At 70.2% G+C, this 17284-nt stretch carries 16 protein-coding genes and 1 pseudogene; 3 read left to right on the top strand and 14 right to left on the bottom strand.

Features of this window, described 5'->3' with window-relative positions; translation table 11 throughout:
- Positions 1–187 precede the first annotated feature (187 nt).
- The 7 genes from ABD224_RS13265 to ABD224_RS13295 all read right to left on the bottom strand — a co-directional run bounded on the left by ABD224_RS13265 (position 188) and on the right by ABD224_RS13295 (position 7275).
- Entirely contained in the window at positions 188–1759 is a 1572-nt protein-coding gene (locus ABD224_RS13265) for a class I adenylate-forming enzyme family protein (protein ID WP_344049697.1), read from the bottom strand.
- A gap of 63 nt (positions 1760–1822) precedes the next feature.
- Entirely contained in the window at positions 1823–2365 is a 543-nt protein-coding gene (locus tag ABD224_RS13270; RefSeq protein ID WP_344049698.1) for an SRPBCC family protein, read from the bottom strand.
- Positions 2366–2655: 290 nt separating this feature from the next.
- Positions 2656–3642 carry an NADPH:quinone reductase gene (locus tag ABD224_RS13275; protein ID WP_344049699.1) on the bottom strand — a complete coding sequence of 329 codons (987 nt, stop codon included), beginning with the start codon at positions 3640–3642 and terminating at the stop codon, positions 2656–2658.
- A gap of 295 nt (positions 3643–3937) precedes the next feature.
- On the bottom strand, positions 3938–5323 hold the full coding sequence (locus tag ABD224_RS13280) for a diacylglycerol/lipid kinase family protein (protein WP_425580972.1): 1386 nt from the start codon (positions 5321–5323) through the stop codon (positions 3938–3940).
- 129 nt (positions 5324–5452) lie between these two features.
- Complete coding sequence (locus ABD224_RS13285; protein WP_344049700.1) at positions 5453–5911, bottom strand: DUF7144 family membrane protein; 459 nt, start codon at positions 5909–5911, stop codon at positions 5453–5455.
- Positions 5912–5945: 34 nt separating this feature from the next.
- A complete protein-coding gene (locus tag ABD224_RS13290; protein WP_344049701.1) occupies positions 5946–6419 on the bottom strand; it encodes an SHOCT domain-containing protein in 474 nt (157 codons plus the stop codon).
- Positions 6420–6603: 184 nt separating this feature from the next.
- The gene (locus tag ABD224_RS13295) at positions 6604–7275 is read right to left on the bottom strand and encodes an HdeD family acid-resistance protein (RefSeq protein WP_344049702.1); all 672 of its coding nucleotides are present in this window, start codon (positions 7273–7275) and stop codon (positions 6604–6606) included.
- A 402-nt stretch (positions 7276–7677) separates the two neighbouring features.
- Between ABD224_RS13295 and ABD224_RS13300 the strand changes: the two genes are divergently transcribed.
- The gene (locus ABD224_RS13300; RefSeq protein ID WP_344049703.1) at positions 7678–8175 is read left to right on the top strand and encodes a potassium channel family protein; all 498 of its coding nucleotides are present in this window, start codon (positions 7678–7680) and stop codon (positions 8173–8175) included.
- A 6-nt stretch (positions 8176–8181) separates the two neighbouring features.
- Here the strand turns inward: ABD224_RS13300 and ABD224_RS13305 are convergent, their stop codons facing one another.
- From ABD224_RS13305 to ABD224_RS13315, 3 genes and pseudogenes are all read right to left on the bottom strand, one after another.
- Positions 8182–8361 carry a hypothetical protein gene (locus ABD224_RS13305; protein WP_425580975.1) on the bottom strand — a complete coding sequence of 60 codons (180 nt, stop codon included), beginning with the start codon at positions 8359–8361 and terminating at the stop codon, positions 8182–8184.
- 130 nt (positions 8362–8491) lie between these two features.
- Positions 8492–8671, bottom strand: a pseudogene (locus ABD224_RS13310) (hypothetical protein); the annotation flags it as partial.
- 16 nt (positions 8672–8687) lie between these two features.
- Complete coding sequence (locus ABD224_RS13315; RefSeq protein ID WP_344049705.1) at positions 8688–10316, bottom strand: MFS transporter; 1629 nt, start codon at positions 10314–10316, stop codon at positions 8688–8690.
- A 447-nt stretch (positions 10317–10763) separates the two neighbouring features.
- On the opposite strand from ABD224_RS13315, the gene ABD224_RS13320 reads away from it, so the two are divergent.
- Positions 10764–11396 carry a TetR family transcriptional regulator gene (locus ABD224_RS13320; RefSeq protein WP_344049706.1) on the top strand — a complete coding sequence of 211 codons (633 nt, stop codon included), beginning with the start codon at positions 10764–10766 and terminating at the stop codon, positions 11394–11396.
- 66 nt (positions 11397–11462) lie between these two features.
- Here ABD224_RS13320 and ABD224_RS13325 read toward each other — a convergent pair whose 3' ends face one another.
- The 4 genes from ABD224_RS13325 to ABD224_RS13340 all read right to left on the bottom strand — a co-directional run bounded on the left by ABD224_RS13325 (position 11463) and on the right by ABD224_RS13340 (position 16798).
- Positions 11463–13067 (bottom strand): long-chain fatty acid--CoA ligase, encoded by a 1605-nt coding sequence (locus ABD224_RS13325; protein WP_344049707.1) that lies wholly within the window; start codon positions 13065–13067, stop codon positions 11463–11465.
- A 31-nt stretch (positions 13068–13098) separates the two neighbouring features.
- Complete coding sequence (locus ABD224_RS13330; protein ID WP_344049708.1) at positions 13099–14463, bottom strand: MFS transporter; 1365 nt, start codon at positions 14461–14463, stop codon at positions 13099–13101.
- Positions 14464–14693: 230 nt separating this feature from the next.
- A complete protein-coding gene (locus tag ABD224_RS13335) occupies positions 14694–15893 on the bottom strand; it encodes an acetyl-CoA C-acyltransferase (RefSeq protein WP_344049709.1) in 1200 nt (399 codons plus the stop codon).
- Complete coding sequence (locus ABD224_RS13340; RefSeq protein ID WP_344049710.1) at positions 15890–16798, bottom strand: SDR family NAD(P)-dependent oxidoreductase; 909 nt, start codon at positions 16796–16798, stop codon at positions 15890–15892. Before ABD224_RS13340 ends, ABD224_RS13335 begins: the two co-directional genes overlap by 4 nt.
- Before the next feature lie 218 nt (positions 16799–17016).
- On the opposite strand from ABD224_RS13340, the gene ABD224_RS13345 reads away from it, so the two are divergent.
- Entirely contained in the window at positions 17017–17250 is a 234-nt protein-coding gene (locus ABD224_RS13345; RefSeq protein WP_344049711.1) for a hypothetical protein, read from the top strand.
- Positions 17251–17284: the final 34 nt, after the last annotated feature.

A 17284-nucleotide genomic window follows, 5' to 3' on the forward strand; every position in this document is an offset into this window, starting at 1 on the left:
TGAAGCGGGCCGGGCATGCCTTCGGGCCCCGGAGACACGGAGCCCGAAGGGACGACAAAAGGGACGGCAAAAGGGACGGCAAAAGGGATGACAAAGGGGACGACGAAAGGGATGGCGAAAGGAACGACGAAAGGGGCGACAAAGGGACGGCAAAGCGGCCGTGGCGCCGATGCGGGCCGTGGCGCTGCTACCGCGCCGGGGCCTGACCGTTGAGCAGGCGGGCCAGCTCGAGTCGTTTGATCTTCGTGGTGGCGGTCTGCGGCAGGTCCTCCAGCCGCCACTGGACGGGGTCGGCCATCGGCGGCAGGCCGGCCACGGCCGACTGCCAGGCGACCTGGTCCAGGGGCTTGTTGTCCCGGGTGCACACCACGGGCACCGGGGTGCCGTCCTTGCCGGGGACGATGATGACCTCGACGAGTTCCGGCAGCCGGGTGAAGAGCTTGTCCTCGATCTCGAGGGTGCTCTGGATGCCGGGGATCTCGTCGACCTCGCGGTCCAGCAGGTGCAGGCAGCCCCACTTGGTGCGGTAGCCGAGGTCGCCCATGCGCCACCACGCGCCGTCGGCCTGCTTCTCCCAGCGGTGGTGCTCACCGAGGTAGGTGACGATACGGCCGTCGCTCTTGACCTCGATGAAGCCGGGGTTCTCCCGGGTGGGGGGACGGCCGTCGCGGCTGACGACGCGCACCCCGGTCATCCCGGGAAACGGCATGCCGACGCAGCGCCCGTTGAAGTCGGCGCCGTCCTTGAGGGAGTAGGTGCGTCCGGCGATCGGGCCCACCTCGCTCTGCCCGTAGGCCTGTGCGAACCGGCAGCCCTTGCGGCGGGAGGCCTGGAGCAGGCGGTTGACCGTGCGCGGGTGGATGGCGTCAAAGGTGCTGGAGAAGTACTTCACCTGGGCCAGCGGGCCGCGCGGGTCGTCCGCCAGGACCTCCCACCGCAGGAAGGTGTTGGGATGGGCCTCGATGAAGCCCGGGGGCACCTGGACGAACAGGTCGGCGACCGGCTCGGGGTCGTCGTCCCTGAGGATGATCAGCGGGTGGCCCTGCAGGATCGAGATCGGCATGGCCGTGTACATCCGCGAGTGCACGAACGACACATGCACGGCGATCGGTTCGCTGCGTCCGACCGCGGCGGCCACCACGGTCGCCTGCGGACGGTAGCGGGCCTGGAAGCTCCTGCCGGTGTGCACGGCCAGTTTGGGGATGCCCGTGGTGCCCGAGGTGTGCGTGATGAGGGTGGGGTGGTCGGGGGGCATGGTGATCGCCGGCACGCGCGGGACTCCGGCCAGGTCGGCGAGGGGCGTGGTGCCCGGGTACTCGCCGGAGGTGAGCAGCGTCTGCCGGGACAGCTCCAGCACCTCGGCGGGCAGGGAGCCCTCCAGCTTGGCCTGGTCGGTCACCAGGAAGGGCTGTCCGACCCTGCGCAGCAGGACGGCGACCGTCTCCCCGTCCAGTTTCGGCGAGAGCAGGACGGGGATGGCCCCGATCCGCGCGACCGCGCAGGCCAGGAGGGAGATGTCGAAGCCGTCGCTCTTGTGCACGACGACGTGGTCTCCCGGACGGACCCGTACCGCCCACAGGCGGGAGGCGAAGTCGTCGATCAGGCCGGCCAGTTCCGTCAGTGTCGCGCGGCGGCCCAGTTCGGGCGCGATGTCGAGGTCGTGATCGAGGACCACGAAGTTCGCCGGGTGCCGGGCCGCGGCTCGGTCGAACAGCGTGCCCAGGCGAATTCCCTTGTTTCCTATGCGCTGGAGAAACATCTACCCGCTCTCTCGTCCATGAATGCGGTTTCCCGCATCACCGGCCACCGGGGAAGGAATGGGCTACTGCTTTTCGATGACGTCCTTGATGCGGTCGAGCGTCTCGTCCAGGTCCCGCTCGAGCTTCTCCGTCCACTCCGTGATGAACTTCTCCCGCTCCGGCTCGCTCAGATCCTTGACGATCTTCCGGATTCCGGCGGTTGCCTTGCCCATGCGGAAATGGTGGGTGAGGATGCTGCCGTCGCCGTCGGGCTCGATGTCGAAACCCCAGATGCTCTCCTGGTCCTCACGGGCGTGCGTGAGCATCATCCAGCGGAAGGTCCGGCCCGGCTCCGCCGCCACGATCCTGGCCTCGGTGTACCAGGTGCCGCGGATCAGCGGGGCCCAGCCCACCACGTCCTCGCCGCGCAGGTTCTCCCCGCGGAAGATCGAACCCACCGCGGACGGCTCCCCCTCCACCCACTCGCCGCCCTTGCACTCCGGGCTCCATTCGGCGCTGCGCGGCAGGTCGCTGACGACCGCGTAAATCTCGTCGGGGCGCGCGGAAATACGCTTGCTCGCGCGCAGCTCGAACAGCGGGGACTTTTCGATGATTGTGTTCGCCATGGCTGAGATCCTGCCGATTGCGACATGCGAGGGTCAACCAAGGCCGCTCTGATCCGTCAAGTTTCCGAAAGGCCGGCGGCGAAGCGGAGAAGCCATGAGAAAAACCGCCGACGGTTCTCCTGAAAAGGCAGCAGAAGAACCGTCGGCGGCACACCCGTTCTTTCACGGGTTTCACCGGTCTGTTCCGGTCGGTCTATCCCAGTCGATCCATTCCGGTCGACCTGTTTCAGGTGATCTCTTGCGCCTGTCCGTCCCGGCGCCCGGCAGGGGCCGTGCGGCGTCCGCCGGTCTCACCGGGCCGGATCGGCGACCCGGAGCACCAGCTTTCCGCGGACCCTGCCCTCCTCGAGCCTGCGGTGGGCCTTGGCCGCCTCGCTCAGCGGCAGCACCTCCGTGACGCGCGGGCGCAGCAGGCCGTCGGCCATCAGCCGGCCGACGTGGGCGGCGGCCTCGGCCAGCTCGTCGACACGGGCGTGGGAGATGGCGAAGCCGTGCACCGACCGGTCCTGCAGATACAGCGGCCCGGCGGGCAGCACGGGCCGGGTCCGCAGCCCGGCCAGGATCACCACACGTCCGCGCGACGCGAGAAGGTCCATCGCCATCTCGAGGTCGTTGCGGCCGGAGGTGTCGATGTACAGGTCGACCCCGTCGGGTGCGGCCTCGCGGATCCGGCGGGGCATCTCGGGGTCCCGGTAGTCGATCGTGTGCCGGGCGCCGAGAGCACGGCAGTGGTCCGCGTCCTGCGCCGAGGCGACGGCCACCACCCGGGCACCGGCCTGATGGGCCATCACCACGGCGGCACTGCCGACGTTTCCCGCGGCACCGAGCACGAGGACCGTCTCCCCGGCCCGCACCCGCCCGTGGGTGAACAGCGCGAGGTACGCCGTCGACGCCGGGTGGGACAGCGCCACCGCGTCCACCGGGTCGACGCCGTCCGGCAGGTGGTACAGCCGGTCGACCGGCACCACGGCCTGCTCGGCGGCGGCCCCCTGGCGGCCGGCGTACCCGAGGCTGCTGCACCACACCCGGTCCCCGGCGCGGAAGCCGGGTGCGCCGGGCCCGGCCGACACGACCGTGCCCACGAGGTCGCGCCCGATGACGAAGGGGAAGGACATCTCCGTCCGCCAGGCCCCCGAACGCACGAAGGTGTCCACGTGGTTGACGGCGGTCACCTCGACATCGACGAGCACATCGCCGGGACCGGGCTGAGGAGGGGGCAGTTCACCGACCTGGATGAGGTCCGGCGAACCGAGCTCTTCGATGTAGGCGGCAAGCATGGCGTCGATTCTCGTCCGGACGAGCGCCCTCGCCCATGTTCCGGCGGGCGCCTCGCCGAGGTTCCGTCACATCGGCACCTCCGGTCTGTCAACTTCTCCGTCACCTTCCAGGGCCCGGGGCGTACGCCGCGAGCGGCTCCGTCCGTCCTTCGTCCCAAGGCCCCTTCGCCCCGAGGACCGGCCTCCCCGGGAACACCCCCACAGCGTGTGCCGCTGGGGCATCTCGCGGTCATCGGGCCGGGGGATCGTTGCGCCGCCGACCAGGGGCCGGCCCCGGTCTTGCCCCATGAGCTCGTCAGCGGCGGCCCGGTCCTCGCCCGGCCGCCCCGCACCGGGGCAGCGCCAGGCGGAGTACGCGCGGCCAGTCGGCAGGTGGTCTGCCCGTGGGGGCCGGGGTGTGCCGGCGCGGGAGGCGGACCCGTAGGGCTCCCGGGGCGACACGGCAGACCACAGGGGCGGGCAGGAGGACCGACTCGCCGTCGATGCCGGCGGGGACCATGGCCGCATCCGCTTCGACGACCACCTCCGTCGCGGTGAGCCGGGTGACGCCCGACGAGCGGGGGCCGCGCAGCAGGCCCGCCGCCTGGACGGAGTTGTCCACGCGTACGCACAGCACGCCCAGCCGCCCGGAGTCCAGCCGCTCCCGGCGCCCCGGGTGCAGCGAGTCGACGGCACGCCGGTAGGGGTTGTTGCTGACGAGCAGTGCCTGCAGACCGTCGGCCCGGAACTGTCCGGCCCGCACCCGCAGCCTGGACTCCGCGGGGCCTGTGAGGAGTTCGGGCAGCGTCTGCAGGGTCGTGCGGAGTTTCTCGTCACGGTAGGCCGGGTCGCCGACCACGGCCGCGTACGCGCCGAAGGAGGCGTTGTTGACGAACACCCGGTCGGCCGCGTACCCGAGGTCGACACGGGTCTCGACGCCGTCGGTGAGCGCTTCCAGAGCGGCGGCCGGATCGTCGCGGTCGAGGCCGAGGTCGAGGGCGAAGTGGTTGCGCGTACCGGCCGGGATCACCAGGAAGGGCAGGTCGTGCCGGGCCGCGACCTCGGCGACCAGCGCCTGGGTGCCGTCCCCGCCCGCCACGGCCAGCAGGTCGGCTCCGTCGTCCACCGCACGCCGGGCCAGTTCCGTCACGTCCTGGTGCTGCCCGGGATCCAGCAGGACGACGTCGGCCCCGGCCGCTCCGGCCTTCTCCGCCAGACCGAACCGGCCGACCTTGCCGCCGCCGGAGCGCGGGTTCATCAGGATCCAGGGGTGGCGTGGTGCCTCGGCGGGACGCGGCACACGGGCGCGCGCGGCAGCCACGCCCGTCGGGGTCACCGCGATCCGTGCGGCCGTCACGGCCAGGGCCAGCAGGCCCAGCGAGAGGAAGGCCGGTGCCAGCATGCCGTTCGCGGCGTACAGGACCAGTACGGCGAGGGGTGACATCACGGCCAGCAGCAGCCCCGCCACCCGGACGGCGCGGGCATACGCCACCGTCCACCACAGCGCGACGACGGTCAGAGCCAGTCCGGCGACCCCGACCAGCAGCCAGAACAGGCTCTTCGCGCCCGCGGCCGCGAGCGGCAGGAGAACGGCGGCCAGCAGTGCGAGCAGGGCCAGACGGGCCCATGCGGCGTGCGTTCCGCGGTGCTCCGCCGGTCGTCCTCCGGTGGAGCCCGCGTCCCCCGTCCGTACCACGTCCACCGCCTCTCCGTTCCGTTTCCGGCGGTCTCTCTTTCCGGCGTTTTCTCCTGCCCTCCGCAAGGCCGGTCCGAAGCCCCGCAGGCCTGCCCCGGTGCGCCCCGGCCGCGGCGGCTGCCGATGTGCTGCGCCTCACAAGGCGCGCGGCGTCGCGCCGGCGGAGGCGGGAGGCTCCTCAAGAGGCTCCTCGGGGCGTGCCACGCACAGGGCCCAGATGATGAAGCCCGAGATGGCGATCGCCACGACCGACCAGACCGGGTAGTACGGCAGGGACAGGAAGTTGGCGAGGATGAGGAACCCGGCGATGACCACGCCGGCCACGCGTGCCCATGTCGCCATCTGGAACAGCCCGATGCCGACGATCACGGCGAGTATCCCGAGGATCAGGTGGATCCAGCCCCAGCCGGCGAGGTCGAGCCGGAAGACGTAGTCGCGCGTGGCGACGAAGACGTCGTCCTGGGCGATGCCCATGATCCCGCGGAAGATGTCGAGCACGCCGGCGATCGTCAGCATGACGGCGGCGAAGGCCGTCAGGCCGGTGGCCCAGGCCATCCTCGCCGTGTCCGGATGTGCGGTGGGGGTCGCGGTCATCTCTGCCGCCTCGATCCGTCTCGTTCCGCCGGGCTCAGCGGGGGCCGGGAGTCTCGGGGGTGGAGGTGACGGAGGTGGCGCGGCCCTCGGGGGCGCCGCCGGCCAGGACCATCTCCTTGGCCCGGGCGAACTCCTCGTCCGTGATGTCACCGCGGGAGCGCAGGTCGGACAGACGGGCGAGCTCGTCGACATTGGACCCGCCGCCGCGCGCGGCCTGGCGGACATAGGCGTTGAAGGCCTCCTGCTGCTTCTGCGCCTGGGCGATCTCCCGCCGGCCCATGCTCTTGCCCCGGGCGATGACGTAGACGAAGACGCCGAGGAACGGCACCACGAGACAGAACACCAGCCAGCCGGCCTTGGCCCAGCCGTTCAGGCCGTCGTCGCGGAAGATGTCGAGGACGACCCGGAAGAGCAGGACGAACCACATGACCCACACGAAGAACCACAGCATCGTCCAGAAGGCGCTCAACAGCGGATAGTCATAGGCGAGGTACATCTGCGTACTCATCTCTCTCCTCCGTCCCGGGCCCGCGCCCGGCTGCCGTGCCCTGCCGTTCCTCAGCGTGCGCACGGCAAGCCCCCGGGCGCCTCGCCCCATACGGGTGACCGTGGAGTGCCGCAGCCCGCGCCCGGCGACCGGCGAGCACCGGCCCCCGTCCTCCGGGCGGGGCGGTCGCCTGCACCCAGCAGGCTCACACCGGGGCCGTCGGCCCCGTCGGCCCCGGCAGATCCCCGGCCCGTCCCTTGCGCAGTGCCGAGCGCCAGGCGAAGGCAATGCCCAGCTCGATCAGGCCGAGCAGGACGAGCCACAGGCCGAGCAGGCGGGTGAGAACGACGGCCGACTCGGTGGGCAGGGCAAGAACGACGATGCCCGCGACGATGCCGAGCGCCGCCGCGCCGAGGACGAGGCCGCGATGGGTCATGTCCTTGGCGGCGAGGGCCGTGTAGGCGGTGAGCATGCCGGACAGCAGCCAGACGGTGCCGACGATCAGTGAGAGCGCGGCGACGGTCTGCAAGGGGTGCCGCAGGCACAGCACGCCGGCGAGGACGAACAGCACCGCCCCGAGCAGCCGCGGCAGCCGCTCGCCGTGCTCCCCCCGGGAGAACGCGGTGACGAACCGGAACGCGCCGGTCACCAGCAGGTACAGGCCGATGACGACCGCCAGGACGTGCAGCGTCCCGCCGGGCCAGGCGAGGACGATGATCCCGGGGATCAGCGTCGCCAGTGCCGACATCAGGATCCAGGTCCACGAACTGCCCAGTCCCGCCAGCACATCCGCGGGATCACCGGCCGCACCGGGGGTCGTACCGTCAGGGGCGGGCTCCGGTCCGCCGTGCGCAGCCGAACCACGCGGCTCGGTCATGGCTCCTCCTCACGGCTCCTCACGGGGTCCTCACGGGTTCTCCCAGGCCGCTCACGGACCGCCGACGGGACGGTGCACAAGGACCTGGAAGACCCACGAGGACCTGGAAGACCAACATCCCGCACGGCCGGGACCGCACGGATCACCCGCCAGGGGTGATCCGTGCGGTCCGCTGTCACGGTGAGCTGGGTGCGGGATCGCGCCGATCCGGGACCGGACCGCGCATCCGTTTCCCAAGGAGGCGGATCGGAAGAGAACCTGATGGGCGATTCGGCAGCTCCACGTGGTCGAGGCCACGCACCGGGACGTCACGCGCCCCGCGGGAGCCGGTCCCCGCGCTCGCCGCGACGGCAGGCCGTCGTGGTCCTGGCCCGTTCCGTGCTCGTCACGTCCGCTTTCGTCGTGGCGTACTGTCTGCTGCCCCTGGACGACCGCGGCGCGGTGAGGACATCGGCTCTGCTGGTGGGCGGCCTGGTGGGTGTCGCGGTGCTGTTCGGGTGGGAGGCGGTGATGATCACGCGCTCCCCGTACCCCCGGCTGAGGGCCGTGGAGGCGTTCGCGACCACGCTGTCACTGTTTCTGCTGCTCTTCGCCAGCGCCTACTTCCTTCTGGACCGCGCCACGGCCGGCTCCTTCAGCGAGTCGCTGACCCGGACGGACGCTCTGTATTTCGCCCTCACCACGTTCACCACCGTGGGCTACGGCGACATCACCGCCCGGTCGCAGACGGCCCGTGTGCTGGTCATGCTCCAGATGACGGGCGGGCTGCTGTTCGTGGGCGTCGCCGCGCGGGTGCTGGCGGAGGCCATCCAGGCAGGTCTGCGGCACCAGCACCGGGACAGGCCGCCCGGGCGGGAGCAGCCCCCGCCCACGGAGGGAGGACGGACACCGCCCTATTGACCCGCCTCACTCCGGCAGGCGGCGCATCTCGAGGAGGCGCAGGCCCAGCGACTGGCAGCGGACCACAAGCCCGTACAGGTGCGCATCGTCCACGACGAGACCGAACAGGATCGTCTGGCCGGACATCACCACATGGTCCAGCTCGGGGAATGCCTTGGCCAGCGTCTCCGACAGATGTCCTTCGATAGATGTCCTTCGATGCGGATCTCGTAGCGCATCGACTGCTCTCCCGCACTGACTGCTCGAGGACAGAGGACAGAGGACAGGCGTGTCCCCCTGTCCGCGATCGCCTCATCCGCGATCGTCCGTCCGAGCCGGCCGGTGGTACGGCCGCCTTGACGATGGGCCACTCGATGCGCGGGAAGGAGCCCGGTGTGCCGACGCCGGCCACCACGGAGGCGGCGAGCATCGATCCGTACACCCCGTCGGTGTGGTCGGTATGAGCCCGCCGTTCGGCGATACCGCCCGCGTCCGGGGGACTGCCGGTGCCGGACATGACGGAACCTCACCGCTCACTGCGCCCGGTCGGCCGCGTCGGCCGCGGCCACGGTCCGCTGCGAGCCCCGGCGGCTGTGCGACCCGCCCGGCAGGTGCCCGGTGACCGCGAAACTGGCCAGGGTGATCCCTCCGGTCGCCAGAATGGCCGCCTTGAGACCGTCGAGCTGCGCCGACGCGTAGGAGTTCGTGACGGCCTCGACCTCGGACGGGGGCAGGCCGGCCCGCTCGGCCGCCGAGTGCACCTGCTGCGTGGAGACGAAGCTGACCCCGGACTCGAGAGCGATGCTCGTCTGCCTGCGCGCCTCGTCCGACAGTCGGGGGTCCTGCTCCACATGAGTGGTGAAGGCATGGGCCAGGGCGCCGATGAGGATCGAACCGATGAGCGCGGTCCCCAGCGCGGAGCCCAGGTTCTGCGCCGTGAACTGCAGCCCTCCGACCTCGCTGCGTTCCTCCTCACCGGCGCTGGACTGCACGACGTTGCCCAGTTGCGAGGCGAGCAGGCCCATGCCCACGCCCAGGAGAGCCATGGCTCCGGCGAACTGGGCGTCGTCGATGACCGGCTTGACGGCGGCCAGGAGCCATACGACGGCCGCCGTCAGGCACAGCAGAGCGGCCCGGACCACACGACGCGGGCCTGCCACCCGCCCGAGCCGGGAGGCGACCGTGGACGCCAGCAGCATGGTGACGGAGACGGGCACCAGACGCAGCCCCGTCTGGAAGGCGTCGAAGCCCTGCACCACCTGCAGGTAGAGCGGGATGGTGAAGAACAGTCCCAGCAGGATCAGGTTCTGGCTCAGCAGCACCGACAGTCCCGAGCGCAGCGCGGGCCTGCCCAGCAGGGACAGATGGACCAGCGGGTCGTCGCCGCGCCCGGCACGCCGGTGCTCCCAGGCGCAGAACCCGTTCAGCACGGCGATCCCGGCGGCGACGACGAACAGCGTCGGTGCGAAGCCGAGGACGGTGAAGGGCGGGCTCTGGGGCCGCACCCACCCCCAGGTGGTGCTCTGCAGCACGCCGAGCACGCACAGGCCCAGGCCGGTCGCGGAGAGGGCGGCGCCCACACCGTCCAGGCCGGGCCGCGGCCCGCTCCGGGGGGACTCGGCGACCACCCGGTGACAGACGAGCAGCGCCACGACCAGCACGACCTCACCGGCGAAGACGAGCCGCCAGGTGAGGTAGGTCGTCACCCAGCCACCGAGCAGCGGCCCCACCGCGATTCCCGCGCCGGCGAGTCCGCCGATCACCCCGTAGGCGACGGCCCGGTCCGGCCCCCGGTAGGACTCGGCGACGAGCGCCGCCATGGCCGGCAGGACCATGGCCGCGCCGATTCCCTCGATGATCGACCAGCCCAGCGTCAGGACCCACAGGGCGGGTGCGGCAGCGGTCAGGGCGGATCCGGTGCCGTAGACGACCAGGCCGGCCACGAACAGGCGGCGCCGGCCGAGGATGTCGCCGCACTTGCCACCGATGATCATGAATGCCGCCATGACCAGGGCGTACAGGGTGATGACGGCCTGAATGGCGGTGACGTCCGTGTCGAAGTCGTCGACCAGGCGGCTGATGGACACGTTCATGACGGAGGTGTCCAGCACCATCAGGAACTGGGCCGTGCCGAGGACGATCAGGGCCCGCCAGTGCTTCATGGGTGCATCCCATCCGAGGACCGCACCAGCCGCCTCACCCGTCAGGGGCGACCCGGACCCGCCGGTGCTCACGGAAGGGGAAGGGCACACCGCGCTCCGTCCCCGACGTCACGCCCCACAGTGCGCCCCGAGGCTTCATCCGTCCGGCCCCGACGGCCCGCCTGCCCGGCACACCGGAAGACGCTCCCTGAAAACGCTTCCTGGGGATGCGGACGGAGTTTCCCGGCGGACAGCACGGACAGCGCAGACAGCGGAGACGGCACAGCCGTGAAGGACTCCGCCACGTCATCGGGCCGACGGGCAGGTCACCGCTCGCTCCGCGACCCCCGCCTGAAATACTGGGGAGTATCATCAGGGGGGAGCGCCTTGCTTTCGCAGGGCGCGCTTTCCCAGGGCGTACTGGACGGCATGGTGGCGGAGACGGCACCGCACGAGAGAAGGATCCGGATGGCAGTCACAGAAGGCATCGAGGCCGACGACGCCAAGCGTCGCATTCTGGATGCGGCCGCCGAGGCCTTCATGGAACACGGCTTCCGTGTCGCCATCGACGACATCGCCGAAAGCGTCGGCGCCACCAAAGGGCTGATCTACTATCACTTCCGTTCGAAGTTCGACATTTTCCTGGCCGCGTACGAGCACGGCATGCGGACCGTCCGTGAGCAGGTGGAGCCCCTGGCCCACACCCCTGGGACCGGCCGCGAGAGACTGATCGCGATGTCGACCCAGCACGTGGTGAACCTCATGACGAATCTCGCGTACCACCATGTGGTCCACCTCGGGGTCCGTGAACAGTCGTCGACCGCACTGAAACCGCGTCAGCGGAAGGCACTGGACGAGCTCAACGGTCTGCGGGCCGCATACGAGGACCTTTTCCTCCGGGTCGTGCAGGACGGCATCGAGGACGGCAGCCTCCGCCCGGTGAACGCGAAACTGGCCGCCCGGACCCTTCTGTGCAGCCTCAATGCCGTCGACATGTGGTTCCACCGGATCGAGGGACAGTCGCAGGAGGAGCTGCAGCAGCTCGCCCGCGAGATCGTGGACATCGTGGTCGGAGGGCTGATCGCCGATCCGGCGCGCTGACGCTCCCCGTCCGAGGGACACGCGCTCCCCGTCCAAGGGACACGGCCGCCGGTCGGCTTTTCACGATCAGCTCTTCGCACCGGTCATCGATCTGCGCAGTGCGGCTTTCGCGAATTTGCCGGACGCCGTCTTGGGGAGCCGGTCCAGCAGGACCACCCTCTCGGGGATCCACCACTTGGCCACACGCCCGGACAGATGCCGGCGGACGCTCTCGGCGGTGAGCCCGGACTCCGGTACCGGCACGACACAGGCGAGCGGCCGCTCTCCCCACTTCTCGTCCGGCACCGCGATGACCGCGGCCTCCAGGACGTCGGGCATCGCCATGATCTCGTTCTCGAGTTCGACCGACGAGATCCACTCCCCGCCGGACTTGATGAGGTCCTTGATCCGGTCGACGATGCGCACGACTCCCCGTGGGTCGATGGTGGCCACGTCCCCGGTCCGCAGCCAGCCGTCCTCGGTGAACGCCGAAGCGTCGGCACGGCTGCCGAAATAGGCGGCTGCGACCGTCGGCCCGGCGACCTGCAACTCGCCCCTGTGCCTGCCGTCGTGGGGAGCGAGGGAACCGTCCTCGGCGACCAGGCGCAGCGAGCACAGCACCGTGGGAGGCCCGGGATCCGCCAGTGCCGTGATGCGGTCGTCCTCGGTCAGGGAGGGAGCCTGTTCGCTGGGGATCCTCGCGCTGCAGACCAGGGGGCTGGTCTCGGTCATGCCCCACGAGCTCGTCAGCGGCAGCCCGGTCTTGTCGTGGAAGGCCCGGGACAGGGACACGGGCAGCCCGCCCCCGCCGCTGACGGCGCGTCGGAGCGCGCTCAGGTCGGCGCCCTCGACATGGGGCAGCATCCCGCGCCAGACCGTGGCCACCGCGGCGGCGAAGGTGACCTTGTGCGTCTCCATGCTCCGGACCAGACGCTCCGGTGCCGTCACCGGGCCGGGCATGACCAGGTTCGCTCCCGACATCAGCGCGGCGTAGGGAAGGCCCCAGGCGTTGACGTGGAACATGGGAACGATCGGCATCACGGTGTCGTTCTCGCCGATGGCGAAGGTGTCCGCCATCAGCAGGGTCATCGCGTGCAGGACGATCGAACGGTGGTCGTAGAGGACTCCCTTGGGGCGGCCCGTCGTCCCCGAGGTGTAGCACAGGGCGGCGGCGGTGCGTTCGTCGTCGATCCTGAACCTCTCGACCGGCCGGGCGGCGGCCAGGAGGAACTCGTAGTCGTGCACCCGGGGGTCGGACGGCGGCTGTGCCGGTGAGCCGTCGTCCATCACGATCACATGGCGCACGCTCGGACAGGTGTCGAGCAGGGGGCGCACCACGTCCAGGAGCGAACGGTCGACGAACAGCACGTCGTCGGCGGCGTCGTCGACGATGTAGGCGAGGTCCTCCGTGAAGAGCCGGTGATTGAGCGTGTGCAGGACGCGGCCCGTGCAGGGAACGGCCATGTACAGCTCGAGGTGGCGCTGCGAGTTCCATCCGAAGGTCCCCACCCGGGCGCCGGCGGGAACGTCCAGCCGGTCCAGCACACCGGCGAGGCGCCGGATGCGCTCGGCCACGTCGCCGTACGACGCGGACACGGTGCCGTTCAGCTGGGTCGTGGTGACGTGCTTGCGGCTGAACCTGTTCTCCAGGCCGTCCATGAGCATCGGCAGCGACAGAGGACGGTCTTGCATGAGGCCGTGCATGTGCGTTTCCTTCAGCCGTTCAGTCGTTCAGTCGTTCGGGGGCGCGCGGCTGAGGCGAGACGGAGGTTCCGGCCTCGGCCGCGTCCTCCTTCCGGACCGCGCCCGCCAGCAGAGGAGTGAGGAGGACACCGAGGACGGAGGCGGCGATGACGACGTAGAGCCCCGCGCCGGGGTCTCCGGTCGCGTCCTCGGCCAGCCCGAAGGCGTACGGGCCGAGGAACCCGCCCAGGAGTCCGATCGTGTTGATGAACGCGAGCCCGGCGGCGGCGACCACGCCCGACATCCTGGCCATGGCCACGGACCAGAACAGCGGCAGGGTGCCGAAGACGAAGACCATGGACACGGCGATCAGCAGGATCTGGACCGCCGGGGACGAGGAGAGCACGAAGACGACCGCCGTGACCGCCGTCGCGGCCGCCAGGATCCCGATGAGGGCTGTCTCGTGGGAGAAACGGCGGTGCACGACCGGGACGAGAAGCACTCCGATGGTGGCGCCGATGCCCGAGCTTCCCGACACCAGGCCGATGAGGAAGGCCCCGTTGATGTCCAGAGCCTCGACGATCGAGGGCATGTTGAAGACGATGCCGACGTTCGTGATCTGGTTGAGCAGGTAGATCAGCGCGACGATGACGATGAAGGGGCGGGCGAAGGCCTTCTTCAGGTTGCCCCGAATGCGGTGCTCGACCGCCGGCCCGTCACCGACCGCCCGTTCGGAGAGGATTCCGGCTTCCTCCGCGGTCAGCCATGCGGCCTCTTCGGGGGTTCCCGGAAGGATGAACCAGACGAGGACACCGACGAGCATGGTCACGACGCCCTCGATCAGGAACATCCACTGCCACCCGTGCAGCCCCAGAGCGCCGTCGAGCTCCATCAGCGCACCGCCCATCGGATTGCCGATGATCAGGGCGACGGTCGGGGCCAGGTAGATGAGTCCGACGATGGTGGCGCGGTGCTTCTGGGAGAACCACAGCGTGACCATGTACATCAGGGTCGGGTAGAGGCCGGCCTCGGCCGCCCCGAGGAAGAAGCGCAGCACATAGAACGACCACTCGCCCTGGACGAACATCATGGCCGCGGAGAGCGCGCCCCAGGTGAGGGCGATTCTCGCGATCCACCGTCTTGGCCCGACTCTGTGCATCAGCAGACTGCTGGGCACTTCCAGGAAGGCGTAGCTGACGAAGAAGATTCCCGCGCCCAGCCCGTAGGCCGTGACGCTGATGCCGACGTCGGCCTCCAGCTGGGTCTTGGCGAGCGCGACGTTGGTGCGGTCGATGTAGGACATGAAGTAGGCGGCGAGAATGACCGGGAGCAGCCGGATCATGGCTTTCCGCGTGGCGCGCGCGTGCAGCGTGTCCGCCGCCGAAGAAACCGAATCAACAGCCATCGGGAGTCCTTCCCTGGGGATACGAGGTGCTCAGGGGATACGAGGGGTTCAGGGGTTACGAGGGGTTAAGAAGTACGTGGCTCGGACCCGACGTGGCGGCGGGACGTCGCCCGGGTACGGAGACTGCGCCCGCGCTGCTCGGACAGACCGGGGGCGCTCGTCCTGTCGGAAGTGCCTGTCAGAAGCTCTTGTCAGAAGTTCCTGTCAGGAGCTCTTGTCAGGAGCTCTTGTCAGAAGATCTCGAAGAGGCCGGCGGCGCCCATGCCTCCGCCGACGCACATGGTGACGACGGCGTATCGGGCACCGCGCCGGCGGCCCTCGAGCAGGGCGTGGCCGACGAGGCGTGCTCCCGTCATGCCGTAGGGGTGCCCGAGTGCGATGGCGCCCCCGTTGACGTTGAGCCTGGCGGGATCGATGCCCAGGCGGTCGCGGCAGTGGACGGCCTGCGACGCGAACGCCTCGTTGAGCTCCCACAGGTCGATGTCGTCGACGGACAGTCCATGGGCGGCGAGCAGCTTCGGTACCGCGTGGACGGGGCCGATCCCCATTTCGTCCGGCTCACAGCCGGCGACGGCGATCCCCCGATAGGCACCGAGGGGGGTGAGCCCGCGCCTGGCTGCCTCGCGTGCCTCCATCAGCACTGCGGCCGAGGCGCCGTCGGAGAGCTGGGACGCATTGCCGGCGGTCACGGTGGAGATCCTGGACGCCGTGCCGTCGGGGAGTACGGGTTTGAGGCGGGACAGCGCCTCGAGTGTGGTCGAGGGACGGTTTCCCTCGTCCTGCTCCAGAGTGAATTCACGGGAGACCACGGGGCCGTCCGCCCCGTCGCGGACCAGGCGCCGACCGGAGAACGCGGCGATCTCCTCCTTGAAGAGCCCTGCCTGCTGGGCGGCGGCGGCCCGCTGCTGGGACAGCAGGGCGAACTCGTCCTGGACGTCACGGCTGATGCCGTACCGTTCCGCCACGACCTCCGCCGTCTCCAACATGGACATGTAGAGCGACGGCTTCTTCCGCTCGAGCCATGGGTCGACGGCCCGGTACGTGTTCCTGTGCTCGTTCTGGACCAGGGAGATCGACTCGACTCCGCCGCCGACCACGATGTCCATCCCGTCGACGACGATCTGCTTCGCCGCGGTCGCGATCGCCATCAGGCCCGACGCGCACTGCCGGTCCATCGTCATCCCGGGAACCGACACGGGCAGGCCGGCGCGCAGCGCTCCCTGCCGGGCGACGTTCGTGCCCGTCGTCCCCTCCTGCATCGCGCAGCCGAACACGACGTCCTCGACCTCCGGTCCGTCGAGTCCGGCCCGTTCCAGCGCGGCGGTGATCGCGTGGGCGGCCAGCTCCTGGCCCGATGTGTCGTTGAACGAGCCGCGGAAGGCCTTGCCGATCGGTGTGCGGGCGGTGGAGACGACGACTGCCTCTCTCATGACACCGCTCCCGGCTCGGCACCGGCCAGCGCCGCGTACCGCTTCGTCTGGTCGAACGCGGACGCCGTGACCACGGGATCGCTCATGTCGCTGATCTCCGACCAGCGTGCGGCGACGGCCTCGGGCGAACGCTGGTCCTCGGGCAGATACACCCCGGCGGACTCCTGCATCCGGGCGACGGCGAAGACACCTGCACCGGCGGCGAGGATCGTCTTGGTGGGTGCCTGCTCGCTGACGAGGAACAGGGCTCCCGCAGTGATCGACTCGGGGGTGAGCATCCCGACGATCCGCTCGTCGATCAGCCCCTCGGTCATCCGGGTGGCGGCGGTCGGCGCGAGGGCGTTGACGCGGATGCCCTTGCGCTCGCCCTCGATCGCCAGCACGTTCATCAGCCCGACCAGACCGGCCTTCGCGGCACCGTAGTTGGACTGGCCGAAGTTCCCGTAGATGCCCGACGCGGAGGTGGTCATCAGCACTCTGCCGTAGCCCTGTGCCACCATGTGCGGCCACACCGCCTTCGTGCAGTGGACCGAGCCCATCAGGTGCACGTCCATGACGTGGCGGAAGTCGTCCAGCCGGATCTTCGCGAAGGACTTGTCGCGCAGGATCCCGGCGTTGTTGATGAGGATGTCGACGCGGCCCCACCGCGCGATGGTCTCGTCGATCATCTTCTCGACGGCGTCCCTGTCGGTGACGTCGCAGAGGTAGGCGAACGCCTCGCCGCCGGCGGCATGTATCTCGGCCGCGACCTGCGCCGCCGGGCTCCGGTCGGTCGAGACGCCGTACGGCGTCCCCATGTCGTTCACGACCACCTTGACGCCCCGCTCGGCCAGGGCCAGGGCGTGGGCCCGCCCCAGTCCTCCGCCCGCTCCGGTCACGACCGCGACCTGACCTTCGAAGTTCATCTCACTCCCGTCATACTACGTAGTATCATCATGGTGAGGGCGTCGAAGAGGTGTCAATAGGCGGTGCCGAAGAACGGGTTCCATTCGGCGAGCGGCGGAAAAGGGCAGGTCCGCGGGCAGCCCCGGGACACAAGCCGCTTGCACGGGCCGCTCCGGGGTGCGGATCAGGACAGTGCGCTCGGGGTGCGGACCGGGGCGGTGCGCAGGAGGCTGAGGGCATGGACAACCCCACGAAGCATCCGCACATCGTGGTGCACGCGCCGACCCTGGACGGTTCCCGGCGGGTGACCGAGGGCGACGTGCTCCTCGGGCTCGCGTCCCACCTGGACGACGTCGTCGAGATTCTCCGGCTGGCCGACCTGGACCGCGCCGAGGTGGAGGAGAACGACCTGATCGAGTGGCAGGGCGGCGGCCCCGAGGACTGGCCGGGCCTGTCGGAGGAGGACCTCTGAGCGGACGTCCGCCCGCCGGATCCGAGGAGCGGCG

Source organism: Streptomyces thermoalcalitolerans (genome assembly GCF_039525155.1).
Taxonomy (GTDB): Bacteria; Actinomycetota; Actinomycetes; order Streptomycetales; family Streptomycetaceae; genus Streptomyces; species Streptomyces thermovulgaris.